Raw genomic sequence first — 15,540 nt, forward strand, 5'->3', positions numbered from 1 at the left:
CACGCCGGCCTACGTGACGGATGGGGCCTTCTCTAGCGCGAACCCGCCCGACGTGAGTCAGGTGGATACTGCCTACATCGGGGTGCAGTACATCAGTTTGTTTTACAACCGAAACTTAAAGATCTATGCGAACCTGTTGCGCGTGCAGCAGCAGACACGCGCGCAACGCCTCCTGGTCATCTACGGGCAGAACCATATCGCCGTGTTGGAAGAGTTGCTGCGGGTCAATCCGGCCTACCAGGTGGTGCCGGCCACCAAATATCTGAAGACGTCAGCCACGCGGTTCTTGAAACCGATGCCGTAGGGCGTCCTCCCTAGCCCTTCCCAAAAAGGCTCGACTCCTGGACACTGCTACGACCTAGTTCAAAGGCTCCGAAAACATGGTTTTCCGGAGCCTTTTTCAGGCCCTGTTGTGGACACCTGAAGGTCGTTTTGCCTTCCAAAAAACAGTGTACCAAAACGACCTGAAAAGCTGCGTTTCTAGGCCGTTTTCGTGGGGTACTACACCCTCCAAAAACGACCGTTTCAGGTGCGCAAAAAAGGATCCTAAAAACAGGCCTAAAAAACGCCGTTTCCAGCCCGTGTTCGCAGCCTTATAAACTGCGTAGAAACCGTCCGATTTTAGCGCGGCTAATAGAGGCGTTTGCTAACCCAATACAGGGATGCTGTATCTTGCTTACCCCGCTGCTTGGTGCCGCATAAGCCGGTCTATTTGGTCCTTCCCCTATCTCGCTCCGTGTCCCGCTTGTCTGCCGCCGCTTCTGCCCGCTTGGTGCGAGGAATCGTACTCGTATATTCCGTGGGATTCCTCATCGGCACCTACACGCATACGCAAGGCATCATTGACCACGGCTGGCTCGCCTTTCCCGTCCCCCTACCCGTTGGGCTGTATTGGGATGCGCTCACCTTCCTGGACCCGTTGACGGTGCTCTTGCTATGGCGACGTCCACGATTAGGCTTAGGGGTAGCAACCGCTATCATGGTCTCGGACGTGAGCGTGAATACGGCGGTTTACCGGGCTGGCTACTTAGGGCCATCTGTTCCGCACATGGTTCCTTTGTCGCTGTTCGACCAAGCCTTGTTCGGGTTGTTCGTGGTGGTCACAGCTCCGCTGGTCTGGCACTTGCTCCCGCCGATAAGGAGAAGGTCCACCTAGTAGCCCCTGCTGCTGATACTTATCAGAAGCTTATCAGAATGCTAGCGACCTAGCCTAAGTATAGGTAATCAAGCTTCAGCCGTTAAAGTAAGCTAAGAGCTTGGCTTTGTATCACTACATAAACGACGGCTCGTGTTATGATACACCAGCCGATAAGTAGAGAGGCAAGAGATACGGTCGAGCTTGTATCATGATATGAACGGTGTTGAAAGTTAAGGGGGTGAAGACAGGTTTCATCTTTTCCTGCTCAGTCGCTGCAAGTACGGCCAGTAGGCGAACATAGGACAAACGCCCGTTCAACTAATGTGACAAGACAGAAAATGGGTAATTTTGGGCCTTCCCTACTCCACTATTCCAGCCTATGTCCGCTACGTTGCCTAATGATTTTTGAAGTTTACCGCTTCACTAGCCAGTCCACCTCACCCCGCTGCTCTATCACGAAACCTTCGCTTAAGTAAAGTCGCTGCACGTGCTGCGCGAAGGTCTCCTCCCCGATCATCTTTTTCAGGAATGGTCCGGGGTTACGGTACATCTGCTCGATTTCAGATAAAGGCATGGCCACCTCTTTAACTTCGGCAACTTGCTTGTTAGCCTTCATCGCCGCCACTGGTTTGCTTTGCGCCTCCAGGTACTCGGCTAACAGGTACTTGTCGACCAAGGCCTTATAAATAGCACCGGCAGGCTTCTTCACCTTGCCCAGCCGCATTTGCTTGGTAATACGGGCTAGCACAAAATCCACGTAGCCCAACGGATATTCCTCGGCTTCGAGTTGCTGGCTGATTTGCTCGACACTGCGCTTACTAACGCCTGCGGCTAATAATTCGCGAGTCCATTCGGCATTTTCAGCGATTTGAACACTTTCAGCGCTTTCAACAATTTCAGCACTTTGGGATAACTTAACGCTTTCGGCTCGGTGGGAGTGCTCGATTAGAAACTTAACACGTTGCACCACTTGGTTACGGCGTTCTAGTTCGTAAGTGAACGGCACGTCGGTGGCAGCTAGCTCCTGCTGGGCCCGGTTGAGGATGCGGGCCTTAAACGATGAAAACCGGGGATATTCGCTTTCGGCGATGTCCAAGATAAATCGTAACTCATCAAGGGTCATGGTACGCTGGCCAAAACTAGCGTATTCCTTGAGCAGCCAGTAAATCCTAAGTGCATACGGACTCTTGAGTTTGCGTAACTCGTTGAGCGTGCTCGTCGTGAAGTTACCTATCTCTCGAAGCTGCAACAAGTACGGCATGATCAGCGGGTTGAAGATGGCCACTACCCCACCCAAGTCGCCCCTGTACTCGGCTTTCGCCATCAACGGTATATACTCGAAGTGAGGTTTTTTATTACGCTTGCGGCTGCCGGGATCCAGCTTTTCGATGTAGATAGTGAATGAGGCAAGCTTTTGGCACATCATATCAATCTGCTGGTAGGCCGAGCCTCCTTCCGGATCAAACACGAGTTCCCTTATCGGCACAGTGTGTTCCTTGAAGTCTGCGTCTTCGAACTCAATCCGGGCCAGCAGCGAAAGGAATAATCGCATCTGCAACGGCTCAAAACTGAACCGGGCATTGATTAAAGCGTTGTGTTGGGCGACGATTTTATCGGGCTTGTCCATGATACGGCATTTGTGTTGCAACTTGAGGGCATTTGTGTTGCAGCGGGGCATTCTTGTTGCAACCTAACGGCATTCTTGTTGCAGCCTGACGGCATTCTTGTTGCAACCTAACGGCATTCTTGTTGCAGCCTGACGCTTGAGAAAACTGATTGTCAATGAGTTGTGCCGCCTGTAATACTAATAAGTCTTATTAAATAAGATAACTAGCTAGTAGTTTTTTTTAAGGGCATTCTTGTTGCAGCCTAGTAAAAGTAATAAATAAATAAAAAAAGTATAAAATTTTACTTGCGGTTTTATACCTTTTATTGCTGTTGTCGACCTAGCTTCTTGTTGGTTTTCAGTAGCTTCTCCATGGCATTTACTGGCAGCGACTTTTGTGCTGAGTCGAGCTCAGCTAAAGCAGCTTTTAGGGCTTCCTCCACGAATTCCCGGATTTCGAAGCCGGGCTCGAAATACTCGGCCTGCTTGAGCTGTAGGTAGGTGTGGTCCTTAATGTAAGTACCAAACTGTACCCATTGCCCCGAGGGCACCCACATCGCTGGCGCGGGTTCAGGAGTAGGAGCGGAGGTAATCGGCGTATCGGTGGGTAAGCCAAACAACTTGGCGTTGTTCTCCGCTTGGATGCGTTGCTGCTCTTCTGGCGAGAGGGTAGGAGCGGGCCGCATCAGCGACGTTAGCAATGGCTTTTTGGTCTTGTTCATAGTCGAGAAAGAATTTCGGTGGTTAGGCTTTTATAGTCTTCAGCGCCATTCGAAGTCGGCGCCCATTCGTGTAAACCTTGCTTTTGGGCTTGAGCTTCAGCGATGGCCACGTTATCGCGGATGGTAGTGCTCATGGTCATACTTGGATGTTCGGACGTAATTAAATCCACTACCTCTCTATGGAGCCGGCGCCGGTACTGCTCGCTCCACTTGGTGAAGAAGATACCACCCACGGCAAGCTTTGGATTGAAGTTGGCTGTAACCCGCTGACAGGCCTGCAATAAGTCTTCTAACCCTTCGAAGCCATAGAACTCGGGCTGCACCGGAATAAACACCCGATCTGAGGCCACCAGGGCCGCGTAAGTAAGCGCCGCCAACCGGGGTGGGGTATCAATAAGCACGTAGTCAAACCGATCCACCAGTGGGGCTAATTCGTTGCGCAGCAGATGCTCGTAGCCGAACTGCTGGGTGAGCACTTGTTCAAGAAACTGCAGCTCGCGACTAGCAGCCACCAAGCTCAGATTATCCTGACCCGTGCCAAGCACTACATCCCCAAGTTTGGCTTTGCCGCTTACTACCGCTCCTAAATCCGAGTAGGTGTCGGGCAGTAGAAATGAGCGTGTTAGGTTGCGCTGGGCATCGCAGTCGATTACCAGCACTCGGTGGCCACCACCAGCAAGGGCATAGGCTACGTTGAGCGTGGACGTAGTTTTGCCGACGCCCCCTTTGTGGTTTGCAAAGGTGATGATCTTCATAAAACGGGTGGGCTAAGTGAAAAGCAAAAATACAAATATTCCGACAATTTCACCAATTTTAGATATTTGAAATAATTGAATTATCCTAGATCGCTGAAATGATTCAAGTATTAAAGCTTTGTGTTCTAGCTGATACAGAAGCTTTAAAGTGAGTTGCTAGCTTAGGATAAGGTTCAAGCACGGAAGCTCCAGCTTGATCGAAGTAATCTGCCAAGAGTAGCCTAGAATAGCAAGGCATTTTGACTGGTGAGTAGACGTGTTTTTTAATACTAGAAAGCAGTAAGGGTACTTTGATTCCCGCTATTGGTATCGGGTACTAGATTTTGCTGGGCTAACAGCCTAGAAGAAATCAGAAGTAGGTAGTACCGAAAATCCACCTTTTCGTGTTCCATACTTGGGGTTCAAAGCGAGGCAATGTAAATGGCGAGTAATCTATTTGATCAAGGCAAATAGCAGAAGCAGGTAGCTGAACTATGTTAATAAAGCACTGTAAATCAATAATTTAATTACCGATTTTTTTTGTTTAACTCTATGCTGCTTGCGACCGACGTCGGTGGCAGAAGGTCGTGTCGCACGGCTTGACTCCATTGCTCATGTTTCAGCGTAGGTTCAATACCCGTCGCCTGCCGTAGCTCCTCGCGCACAATTTGCTCCACCTGCCCGGCATATTCCTGCGGGACAACTAGGCTATCGTGCACAGTGAAGAGCGGAACCTGGGGCCACGTGCGCGCCACACGGCGGCTGATGACGTGTAGAAAAAGATACGCTTCGAGGGCTTGCAAGAGCCGTGGCAATAAGGTATGGTCTTGTTGCTTCAGCAGCCGAAAGATATGGTCAACTGTGGGAAACAGTAAGCAAAACAAGGCTTTGTAGGGGGAGTAATAACCATTGCGGGTGAACAACACTTGAAAGACAAGCTCCTTGACTTCCTTACGAGTCGTGAGTGTCACGTCCCGTTGCCGAAAGGCGTTGAGGAGCAATTCATAAAACTGCCCACTGCCCGTAAACGAAGAAAACAATCTAATATCTTCTCTGTGAGTCAGTTGCGATATATTTACTAACATTATGTCAGGAATCTCCTTTATTATTCCCTTTACATTTCTACCCTTATATATCTCACTTTGCCGAAAATTTTGAAAATTTATTGTACTTTTTACTGAGGAGCTTTTTGTGTAAAAGGCAGGGTTCCACAGTAGGTTGGCCAAGTAGGGTTGGCTGTTGACGAGGTCAATCGATACCAAGGGTCCATACCCGTCGGCATAGACGAAAGGCCGCAATTCGCTACTCATATTGGTCAGGGTGGTATGGAGTCGCCCGACGGTGGTGTCAATACTGGGTTGAAGCTGTCGATTGGCCAGCCGCACAATTGAATGAAGGCGCTGATTGTACTGCTCCACCGGGCTGGCATAGTAGTCACGATCTAGCGCTTTGAGCCACTTGGGTCTCCACTCCGGCCATTTCGGGCGGGGTGCCACCACTGGGGGCAGCATGTCAAACCGCTCGGCTAAGTACGCCAAGGCAGCAGCTTGATCAAGCCGCAAAGGCGTGCGATTGGGCGCTAGCCACTCGAGTAAGGGCGCATGCGGTTGTTCGCGCAACCGGAGATCGCGTCTTTCCGCCGGTGAAAGCAGCGTGGGCCGGCGCCCTTGCCGGCGCGCCTTCGCCTGCATTTTGGGATCCGTTAAGTGGACGAGTTGCAAACGGGGCTGCCGAGCGACCTCGTCCGAGGAAGCGTCTGGGTGTGGGGTGCAATATGCCGCCGTAAATCGATAGCCCCGACATTTGCCCGCAACCTGGGCCGTGGTGGGCCACCAACGCCCATCCGTTTCGAGCAAGCCGCTGCGCACCGCGTAGGTTAAATAGTGGTTGTAGTGGCGCTCGATCGATTGTAACAGTTGCGCGCTCAGAGGTACGTAGCCGCCTTGTTGGCGTATTTGCTTCGCGAGCTTACGATTATGGGCCGGTACTTCGGTCACCAGGTGCAGGAGGCGCACCAACGCATCCGGATGAAACTGGGGGACTTCCGTTGGCGGCCACGCCGACAAATGTGCTTGCAGATCAAGCCTGGCGGGAAGAAGGTAATGCATGCAGAAAAAGGTTCTCGTAGAAACTAGTACCCGTAACGAGTACTGGCGTGCTACGATACGGATAAATGCCCCAACATAAGTAAAAGGCGTAAAGAGGGCCGTCTTGCCAACCACGTAGCGCTGGGCTTACGCTATGCGAACTACCTCCAACCAAAGCCGGGTGAAGGCGGCATCACCACTACGTGCGTCTACTAGGCGCTTGGCCCAGGCTGGGTGGTGAGAAGGCACACCGCACCAGATAGCCAGGCAGCCACGTCCTTCCTATATTCCCCGGTGCTTGCTTAGTGACTGGAAGCGGCGCAATGCGGCTCGTTTTGGGAAGTGGATCTCTGCAAAGTAATCCCCCGTCGAGGCTTGATGTCCCGTAGACCAGTACTCGTCATGTGCTGAGAGTGAGTTGTGCCCAACAGGGAGTTCAGGCGATGTCGGCGAAGAACTCCGTGAGCGTGAGCTGGTGAATGTCGAGCAGGCGCAGCAAACTCTTCATGGTAATGTTGCTGCCTTTCTCATGCTTGCCATAGCTCACGCGCGATAGCTCGTGCTCAAAAGCGAAGGTCTCGTACGACTTGTAGCCAGCGGCCAGGCGTAAGCGGCGCAGCTTAGCAGCAACTTGTAGCAGGCGTGGATCCAGGGCAGAGTCAGACGTCATTTCGGGCGAAAGTCCGAGACAAGCCTGTAAAAAGTAACAACCTATAACTACCTTAATTTAATATCCTTATTATAGTAAGTTTTTATTCCCCTAGCATCTAGCTTGAGCACCACTATCTACGGAAGCGAAAGCCAACCTACGAGGCTCTTGTCCAGATAAGGTCTTTCTGTGCGCCGGTTCGCGCTAGTTCTTTTTTTCTAGTTCGCTTCTTGATGAAACCTTATCGTACCCATCACTTTGCCTTCTCCCCGCGCCAGCGGGAGCTGATGCTGGAAATTGCCACCCGTGCCCGGGTGTCCTTGCAGAAAAACTATGACTATGCCGCCAGCTGCGAGCCCGGCTACGGCACGCCGCTGGAACCCTTAGAACAGCTGCAGCAGCAACTGGCTAAGTTCACCTACCACCTGACCGAGGAGCCGGCGCGCAAACTCAGTATGAGCCCGCCCTTGTTTGGCTTAATGCTGTTTGAACTCCTGAAGCAGTTCGGGCCCGAGCTGGCGCCGGAACAAGTGGTAGCCCAGGCAGAGTACGTCGCCTTGTACTACTTCTTGAGCTTCCCCTTCACCTATCATTTCACTAATGCCGAATACTGGGGCTTTATGGATGCCTTCCAGCCCCCGGAGCAACAAGCGCGCTACCAGAAGTACGCGCCTCACTTTATCAACACGGCCGGCATGGACGAAGTGGCCGTCTTCACCGCGCTTTATAACTCAGCTAAGCCCCAGGGCAAGGGCTTCCTGCACGACGATGATCCCCGCGACGTGAGTGAGGCACAAGGCGCCAAAATCATGACCAGCTATCCCGCTTCGTCTTCCGAGTTTGACTACGTTAACGGGCGGCGCATGAAGATCAGTAGGCGCGAACTGACGGATGGCTACATCAATGTGACTGAATATGATCGCGGCAACGGGCTGGGGGCAGCGCAACGGGCGGTTGAGCACCTACCCCGCTACTGAGAAAACGCCGTGGCAGAGGCAGCATCCAGTACACGAGGCGGCGGGGGCAAGAGTTGCTGTAGTGTCTCAAAAAAACCGCGCGCACTGCCAGGATCGGCGAGCGCTGCTACAACGAGTAACCGCTCGGCAGCAATGGGCTTGCCCACTAGCTTCGTATGACCAAGGCTACTTTGTACCAGTACTCGTGCTATGGGGGACACTTATTTTCGGAAGCAATCCGCTGTGAAAAGCCTCCACGTAGCGCAGTATCGTTCGCTTCTCCAGGAGTGCTTTCCCTGGCCCATAGGCTAGGGAGGAACTGTCAAAGACAGCCGACTTACGGCAACACCACGTTCGAGACAGGTGCTTTGGGTGCGGCTTTTGGGCCTGCGCGGCCTGGACGTAAGTGGTAAACAGCACGCGCCAGTTGCGGCCGTGCGTGTTCAAGTAGGCTTCGTTCTGGGTTTTGTAAGTCTCAAAGATGGCGAAGATCTGCTTTAGGGTGGTCAAGCCCACGGCCTGTTACCGCGCTTGTTACAGGTTCATCCGGATAACGGCTTCTTCCGCGGGCGTCATATCAGGGAGGATGGCTTTATAGCCGTGCAAGGTAAAGGCTACTTTGCCGATCGTGTATTGAGCCAGTACCGCCTCAACCTGCTCGGGCGTCAAGTGCTCACGTAAGTCGCTCCTCAAGTTTGCGTGCCCCGAAGCCGGTAGAGCCGAAGCGGCAATCAGTTGCCGATCCAGCGGGCTGAGCGGTTTGCCAGTAGCCGGATTGATCCCCGTGGGCGTGTCGGTATAGGGCTGAGTCTGCGTATAGGCGTAGAGAGCGAGTAGATGGGTAATGATACCTGCTGCACGGCGGCTTCTTGCTGCGGGTCATCTAGCTGGAGGGAGGTGACCCATTCTATCGCTTGCTGCTGGACTTCAGCCTCACCGGTAGTGAGCCCCAAAGTCGTCGAAACGGCGGCCAGCCGAGGAGCATTCGTCGTGGTGGGTTGGCTATACGCCGGCTTAGACAAGCTCACCAGCACCGCGGCGATCCTTGTAAAGGTCTCATGCCGTGCTCGGCTGGGTAGGGGCTACCGAATACGTAGGGCGATCCACTCTCCGGAAAAGAAAAGCCGCAGCCTTTTCCAGGTTCGAAAGGCGACCTTTCGCTCCTGCCGATGGCTTTCCTAACGACTGCCTTTGCTGGGCGGGATCTTCCGCTTATACGAAGGGTTAAAGACTCTCGTACCGGCACCGAAGCAGCAAGAGCCGAACGGAGAGCCATCTAGCCGAGTGAGGCCCTGCATTCAATTACACCAAAAGGGTCGCTACCTGGTGCTGAGCCGGCGTGCGTGGGAACAGAAAGGCTGTGGCGGACGATGACATGGGCCCGGTACAACGGGCCAGGGAGGCCCTGGCGCGCTGCTAACAAGCAACTTGGCCGCCGCCGCTTCCAGCGCCTTGCCCGGCAACCAAGCCGCTGCAAGCGGTGGCCGCTGCCGTCTACCGTTAAGAAAAATAGCAGCCAGCAGGAGCCCGTCTCGTAAGCCACGAGGTCTACGCCGCCCGACAAGTACGGTGGGCTCGAACTTCTCGCACTACATGGCCTCGCAAGCACGCGCACTGGTAGCGAATCCGCGAGCGGCGAAGGAACCCGACTTGCCTACCGTGACGGTTACCTTGGCCTGATCCGAAGAGCGGCTGCAGGCTGGCTTCCCCCACTTGCCTAGCGGACAGACAAGCAGCAAAATTTAGAACTAAACTAAGACAGGCAACCGGCATACAGCTGCGTAACCTGAAGGGAGTGACTGTGCGCCTTGTGCACCGTAATACGGTTGTATAGTATTCTTGTTCAATAAGTTACCAGCACAACTTGCTAGTTAGCAATAACTGGCCACTAAAAGGGCTATTTAGGGGGCTATTTCTGGGCTGCGATATTGCAAAGAGTCTTGCTACCGGCAGCGATTCTAGCGTCTTTTTAGCACTACGTTGCGTAACCCATCTGCGAGCAGGCCCTAAGTTGCCCAAGAAGGTGCTACAACCCGTGCTCGACGCCGCTCTTAAATTGAACAATACCACTATAAGTGCTTGCGTGCTGTCGCCTTCCACTGCCAGTAGCTGTCCTCGCGATGGCCCCCCTTCCCCGTAAGAAAACTAGCTGGCCCGCAACGCTCCGGCGACGGCGCGAAGACCTGCAGCGGGGGAACGCCGCGCGCCCTGCCGGAGCTCCCCCTACCCGTTGAGCTCCCGGTCCAGGCGCGCCAGCAGCGCGGGCCAGGCGCAGTGGGTCACCTCCGCCACCCGGCGCAGCTCGGCCAGGCGCCAGTGGCTGGGCGCCAGCAGGCGGCGCCGCAACGCGGCCAGCGACAAGCCCAGCCGCCGGGCCAGCTCGGCGTCCGTGGCTGGCGCCTGCGCCAGCAGCTCGGCCAGCGTGGGCACCCGCACGGGGCGCGGCCGTTCGGTCTCGGTTAAGTACATCCCTGGCAGCGGCCCCGCGGCCTCATCCTCTGCCACGGGGGGGAGGGCCCCCAGCGCGAGCCAGTCCACGGGCAGGGAACAGTCCTGGTTCAGGTGCTCGGAAACGCACTGCCCCAGCAGGTACTCACTGGCCAGCCAGCGTAGCTGTGGGTAGGACTCGCCACCTGCGGACCGCTCGGTCGGGCCCGCTAAGTGCCGATACCAGCTACGTGCCGCCTCGGCCGTGGCAAACGGCCAGCGGTGGGAGACGGCGCCCGGGTGTGGGGCGAGCTCCACCGTGTAGACACTCGTGCGTTGCTGCACGGCAAAGCCCTCGCCGTGGGCGGCGGCCAGGCGGGCCAGCGCCCCGGCGTCCGTGAAGGCCCACGCCGGCGACCCGTCGCCCACCCCCGGCCGCTCGACCCGCCCGGGGGCCGCAGCTAGCGCCGCCTGAAAAGCCGTCGGGGTGGCCGTAAGCGACTCCAGCGCCGGCTGATAGTAGGTGATGCCGCTGCTCCAGTCGGTGACGGGCGTGAACGTGCCGGCCAGCGTACCCGCAGCCGCGGGAGCGACCCCGACGTGGTAGCCGTGGGCATTGGCGCCCCAGCGCAGACACAACGGGCCGTAGGTCGGGTGCTGGCCCAAGCGCAAGCCGAACTGCTGGGCGTACTCGGCCAGCGGGGCGTAGGCCAGCCCGGCGGCCCGCACGGCGCCGGGGTGTAGGATGGGGGTGAGCGTGTCCTCGGCGTAGTAGTGTTCCTCCCATAACTGAGCCGCGCCGCGGGGCGTCGGCGCGTCGGGCGTGCGCACGGGGGCTCCCACCCCGCGGTAGCGGCGCTGCACCAGCAGGCCTTGCTCGTTCAAGGCATCAGGCACGTAGCCCACCCCCGTGGGCGTGGTCACCTGGGCCAGCACCAAGCCCTGGGCGGGCAACACAATGGAGCTAGTCATGCACGCGCACGTAGTTGGCCTCGCCCAGCAGCCCCAACGACTGGCGGAGCGTGTCGCGGTGCACCCGGTGCAGCACCAGGCGAGTGTGATCTTCCGTTTGCAGGTAGACTGTTTGGGGATCCACGCTATAGGCTAGTTCGAATTCGCCCGCCGGCGTTTGGTAGAGGGCATGCGTCGGGGTCAGCGTGAGCTGCCCCAGCGGGGGCGCTTGCGGGGCGAAGGGGTTGGCATAGACGTACACGCCCGTCACCTCCGGGGCGCTGGAGAAGTGACAACTACTGAGCACGGCAAGCAAGAAGAGAAAGGAACCGTTGGGCATACAGGGGCGAGAGCCAAACCTGGTGGGTAGGCGTAAAACAGGGTTTTCGCCTCAAAAATAGCGAATTTTGCCTTTGTAGTCACATGTGATTACACAAAAATTTAGGGGCTGGCCGAGCTTGCCTGTGTGAAACAACTGGCCGTTCGGATCGCTTTAGGGATTCATTTACGCACCTTGCGTGAAGCGCGTGGTTGGAGTCAGCAAGAGTTGGCGGACCGAGCGGATATTTCAAAGCCGACCGTTTATCGGATCGAAACCGCTCGCTTTGCGGCCACCATTGATGTGTTGGCGGCCCTGGCCCAAGCCCTAGACGTGCATCCACGCGACTTATTAAACTTCCCAGTATAAGCAGAGCTGATCGGCCTTGGTGAAAAGGTTGGTACGGCTGTTCTGCGGTCTCGCCTGCTCACCGAAGTAGAAGTCTATCTTTTTGGTCCCACCGCTGTACTATAGTGGGCGTGAGCGAGACAACGGTCGACCAACTGCCCGTTTAACTTTTGGACCCAACTTTTACTCAAGGCCAGTAATTCAGGTAGCCTAAAATATAAGTTATGATAAACTTTAATTATCATAACTTATATTTACTAGACGAAAACGAGCGCTTTTCGACCAGTTCCGACACCTAGGATAGAAGGGGTGGGGTTCTGGTTGGGCTGGCTTCCCGAGTCGCTCGTCCCAGTAGTACCTCGCACCTTCATCATGAACGAAGATCTGTCTCTCATCCCGGCAGCCAACGCCAACCAATCGATCAGCGCGCAACTGGCCCGGGCCTCGGCCAAAGTCGCGGGCTTTTTGGAAGCTGGCCTGCAAGGCGCGGCTAACACGGAGCGCGCTTACACCGCGGACCTGAAAAGCTACGTGGCCTTCTGCGAGCAGCACGGCCTGCAAGCCGTACCTGCCGACGTGGACACGCTCACCGAATATGTGGCGTACCTAGCCTCCGAGAAACCCGAGCCAGCCCCCGGAGAGGGAACAAGGAAGAAGGGACAGCAACCGCTCACTGGGCCGCACGCATTGGCCACCATCAAGCGGCACCTCGCCGCCATCCGCAAAGCCCATCAGCTTGCCGGTTACCGGCTGCCGGCTACCTTGGACGCGCTCAACCTCGTGATGGAAGGCATTACCCGCACGCTGGGTAAGCGGCAGGAGCAGGCGCAGGCGTTTACGGTGGAGGAGTTGAAGCAAGCCATTCGGCGCATTGACTTAGACACGTCCGCCGGCATCCGGGATCGGGCCCTGCTGCTGCTGGGCTTCGCGGGGGCTTTCCGGCGTTCAGAACTGGTAGAGCTCAATATCGAGCAGTTGGAGTTCACGGAGCGGGCTCTGCTGGTGCACCTAGCCAAAAGCAAAACCAACCAGTACGGCGCCATCGAGGACAAAGCCATTTTCTACGCGCCCACCATGGACTATTGTCCCGTGCGCTGCCTGCGGGCTTGGCTCTACCTACTGGGGCGCACTACCGGGCCGCTGTTTGTCAAGATTCCGCGCACCATACCCGGGCAGCTGGCGGTCCCTTCCACCAAGCGGCTCTCCGATATTTCGATTAACAAGCTGGTGCAAAAGCGCCTGGGCCCCGCGTACTCGGCCCACTCCTTGCGGGTGTCCTTTGTCACGACGGCCGTGCTCAATGGCCAATCCCACAAAGCCATTAAGAACCAGACCAAGCAAAAGACCGATGCCATGATTGAGCACTATACCCAGCTCCACAACGTCGTGTCCTACAATGCCGCCCAAGCATTGGGGCTCTAATTTTTACTTGGGCACCCAAGTTAAAGGGGGGGGCTTTCGCAATTTTATTCCCCGCTGCTATTACAAAGCTAGCCTGTGCTGTATTTTACGTTCAATTTAAGGTCGTCCGGATTGGCCGGCGACGCAACTAAACTCATACATGGCTGATTCTACACTCGATACAGGTCAGAAATACGTTAAAGAAATTTTTTACCCGGAACGCTTCTACAATATTCCTGAATACCAGCGACCTTATGTGTGGGGGGCAGAGCAGGTAAGTGCCCTGTGCGAGGATTTGGCCGCCGCCTTGGCCCACGACAAGAACCGAGAATACTTTCTGGGCTGCATGATTTGGAACGCTAAGGTGGATCCCAACGACGGCAATCCCTATTCCTATCACGATATTCTGGATGGGCAGCAGCGCTTTATTACCCTCTACCTACTGCACGCTGTCATCCGTGACCTTTCAACGAGTTCAAGTGTCAAGAGTCAGGTAGCAAAGCGTTTGCAGCAGGAGGGCAACGACTTGGAAAATATTCCAGAGCGCAACCGTCTGCAATTCAGCATCCGACAGGATGACGAGTTTTTCCAAAAATTCGTGTTATCCCCGCAGGGCACTCGGCAAGATGCGCAGTTGGCCGAACTCGCCGATAGCTCCACGGCCACCACATCGGTGCGTAGTATGGCCGCTGCCCTGCGCACGCTACATGCATGGTGGGCTGACCAACTCAAAGGCCATAGCGCCGAGGAAACCTTTCAGAAGTTTCTGTATGACTTTCTAGTGTACCTCGGTAATAAAGTGTTGGTGCTTTATCTAGCCACGTCTGACAATCTCGACGATGCCTACAACCTATTTACAGTGCTTAACAGCCGGGGCTTGCAGCTCCAAGCCAGTGACATTCTGCGGGCGCAGAATTTACGGGCCGTGTCCGATGAGGCTACTCGCAAAAAATACGCAGCCCGTTGGGATGACTATCAGAGCGCTGTGGAGGGTCCGTTTAACTCCTTCGATGATTTCCTGTGGGCGATGATTACCATTCTGGTCAAATACCGCAATGGGGAGACCATGGGTAATATTAGTAACTCGTTTAATTTCATCTATAAAATGAAGCTGCTGGACAAGGGTCCAACAACGTTCGACTTCATGGGCCGCTACGTGCAGCACTTGGAGGCCGTTTTCACTTCTAACTATCAGGCCGAAGAGTACGGCTGCCTGTATGAGAACCTGAATTATATCCTGTCGAATACTTTCGGCAACCAGTATTTGGTGGTACTCATGCACTACCGTGCGTGCTTTGGCGAGGCCAACATTCTGGAGTTTCTGCTTAAGTTGGATAACCTGTTTTCCGCCGCTTGGCTCACCAGTTCGTTCAGCATCCTTACGCGCACCTTTATCTTATTGCGGCGCATGGAAGAGTTGCGTGACAGCCTGCCTGATAAGCAAGCTGCTTCCTTAGCTTTCTTACAAGATGCCGTACTGCGCTACGACTACCAGGATGAGAAGGCTAGCACCCGCATCGACCTTGATAGGTTTTTTCAACTGCTAGATGAAGAACAGTGGGGCAGCTTCTCAGGCACGCGCATCAACAAGACTCGCTACTTGTTGCTAAAGCTCGATCTGCTGACAGGCAACCTTAACAACAAGCTCTACCTTAACAAGGCACAAGCCTCGCTGGAACACATTCTGCCCCAAAAGCCGAAAGCTCCGGCTTGGCAGGTGAGCGAGGAATACCACGCCGAGTGGCTACACCGCTTGGGTAACGTAGTGCTAGTAGATACCAAAAAAAACGCCTCGCTCAGCAATTCCTCGTTTTTGGACAAGCGGCACAAATACAGCACATACATCGAGGGGCGGGCTAATACTAACTACGTTTTTATCACTTACCAGCAGTGGGATGAGCCGACTCTGAAACAGAATCACGCACGAGTGGTAGATCTGCTCAAAGCTTATTACAAAGGCAATTCCTTACACACTTTGAAAGAGCTGCGTAAGAAAGCGCTGGCCATTCCGGTCACCGTACCCGCGTAGCGGTGCTTTGTAAATTCGGTTCCAAGCCGGTGAGTAGCTGGTATTGCTACTATAAGGCACCTGCCGCCTTTACTATCTGTACGCTACGTGGGAGGAGTGCACTACCTACTGCTTCGAACACCACCTGCTGGCCGACTACGCCTGAGTGTTAGTCGACTAACTCAGTCCGCTTA

General features: G+C 55.0%; 13 protein-coding genes and 1 pseudogene. 6 read left to right on the top strand and 8 right to left on the bottom strand.

Translation table 11 applies throughout. The features are described from left to right. Both BXP70_RS30070 and BXP70_RS25715 read left to right on the top strand, forming a co-directional pair. Positions 1 to 304, top strand: a 304-nt coding sequence (locus BXP70_RS30070) for a DUF5694 domain-containing protein (protein WP_245849753.1), incomplete at its 5' end; no start/stop codon positions are given. Positions 305 to 736: 432 nt separating this feature from the next. Continuing rightward, the gene (locus BXP70_RS25715) at positions 737 to 1,156 is read left to right on the top strand and encodes a hypothetical protein (protein ID WP_086596999.1); all 420 of its coding nucleotides are present in this window, start codon (positions 737 to 739) and stop codon (positions 1,154 to 1,156) included. Positions 1,157 to 1,550: 394 nt separating this feature from the next. On the opposite strand, the gene BXP70_RS25720 is transcribed toward BXP70_RS25715, so the two are convergent. From BXP70_RS25720 to BXP70_RS25740, 5 genes are all read right to left on the bottom strand, one after another. Continuing rightward, entirely contained in the window at positions 1,551 to 2,765 is a 1,215-nt protein-coding gene (locus BXP70_RS25720; protein WP_179197841.1) for a replication initiation protein, read from the bottom strand. Between the two features lie 302 nt (positions 2,766 to 3,067). Further along, positions 3,068 to 3,466, bottom strand: coding sequence for a hypothetical protein (locus BXP70_RS25725; RefSeq protein ID WP_086597001.1), 399 nt, complete (start codon positions 3,464 to 3,466; stop codon positions 3,068 to 3,070). Then, positions 3,463 to 4,221: a ParA family protein gene (locus BXP70_RS25730; protein WP_086597002.1), complete on the bottom strand. Its 759-nt coding sequence runs from the start codon at positions 4,219 to 4,221 to the stop codon at positions 3,463 to 3,465. Before BXP70_RS25730 ends, BXP70_RS25725 begins: the two co-directional genes overlap by 4 nt. Before the next feature lie 506 nt (positions 4,222 to 4,727). Next, positions 4,728 to 6,308, bottom strand: coding sequence for a hypothetical protein (locus BXP70_RS25735; protein WP_086597003.1), 1,581 nt, complete (start codon positions 6,306 to 6,308; stop codon positions 4,728 to 4,730). A gap of 415 nt (positions 6,309 to 6,723) precedes the next feature. Continuing rightward, on the bottom strand, positions 6,724 to 6,957 hold the full coding sequence (locus BXP70_RS25740; RefSeq protein ID WP_086597004.1) for a hypothetical protein: 234 nt from the start codon (positions 6,955 to 6,957) through the stop codon (positions 6,724 to 6,726). A gap of 212 nt (positions 6,958 to 7,169) precedes the next feature. Here BXP70_RS25740 and BXP70_RS25745 point away from each other — a divergent pair, with 212 nt between their 5' ends. Then, positions 7,170 to 7,913 (top strand): hypothetical protein, encoded by a 744-nt coding sequence (locus tag BXP70_RS25745; protein WP_086597005.1) that lies wholly within the window; start codon positions 7,170 to 7,172, stop codon positions 7,911 to 7,913. Positions 7,914 to 8,078: 165 nt separating this feature from the next. On the opposite strand, the pseudogene BXP70_RS30715 reads toward BXP70_RS25745, so the two are convergent. The 3 genes and pseudogenes from BXP70_RS30715 to BXP70_RS25765 all read right to left on the bottom strand — a co-directional run bounded on the left by BXP70_RS30715 (position 8,079) and on the right by BXP70_RS25765 (position 11,610). Beyond that, positions 8,079 to 8,741: pseudogene (locus BXP70_RS30715) on the bottom strand (DUF3826 domain-containing protein). A 1,374-nt stretch (positions 8,742 to 10,115) separates the two neighbouring features. Continuing rightward, positions 10,116 to 11,291, bottom strand: coding sequence for a hypothetical protein (locus BXP70_RS25760; RefSeq protein ID WP_086597008.1), 1,176 nt, complete (start codon positions 11,289 to 11,291; stop codon positions 10,116 to 10,118). Beyond that, positions 11,284 to 11,610 (bottom strand): hypothetical protein, encoded by a 327-nt coding sequence (locus tag BXP70_RS25765; RefSeq protein ID WP_086597009.1) that lies wholly within the window; start codon positions 11,608 to 11,610, stop codon positions 11,284 to 11,286. Before BXP70_RS25765 ends, BXP70_RS25760 begins: the two co-directional genes overlap by 8 nt. Positions 11,611 to 11,736: 126 nt before the next feature. Between BXP70_RS25765 and BXP70_RS25770 the strand changes: the two genes are divergently transcribed. The 3 genes from BXP70_RS25770 (at position 11,737) to BXP70_RS25780 (ending at position 15,367) form a co-directional block, all read left to right on the top strand. Beyond that, the gene (locus BXP70_RS25770; protein ID WP_262490774.1) at positions 11,737 to 11,958 is read left to right on the top strand and encodes a helix-turn-helix domain-containing protein; all 222 of its coding nucleotides are present in this window, start codon (positions 11,737 to 11,739) and stop codon (positions 11,956 to 11,958) included. A gap of 351 nt (positions 11,959 to 12,309) precedes the next feature. Next, the gene (locus tag BXP70_RS25775; RefSeq protein WP_086597010.1) at positions 12,310 to 13,359 is read left to right on the top strand and encodes a tyrosine-type recombinase/integrase; all 1,050 of its coding nucleotides are present in this window, start codon (positions 12,310 to 12,312) and stop codon (positions 13,357 to 13,359) included. 139 nt (positions 13,360 to 13,498) lie between these two features. Next, the gene (locus BXP70_RS25780) at positions 13,499 to 15,367 is read left to right on the top strand and encodes a DUF262 domain-containing protein (protein ID WP_086597011.1); all 1,869 of its coding nucleotides are present in this window, start codon (positions 13,499 to 13,501) and stop codon (positions 15,365 to 15,367) included. Positions 15,368 to 15,540: the final 173 nt, after the last annotated feature.

Source organism: Hymenobacter crusticola, assembly GCF_002154225.1.
GTDB lineage: Bacteria > Bacteroidota > Bacteroidia > Cytophagales > Hymenobacteraceae > Hymenobacter > Hymenobacter crusticola.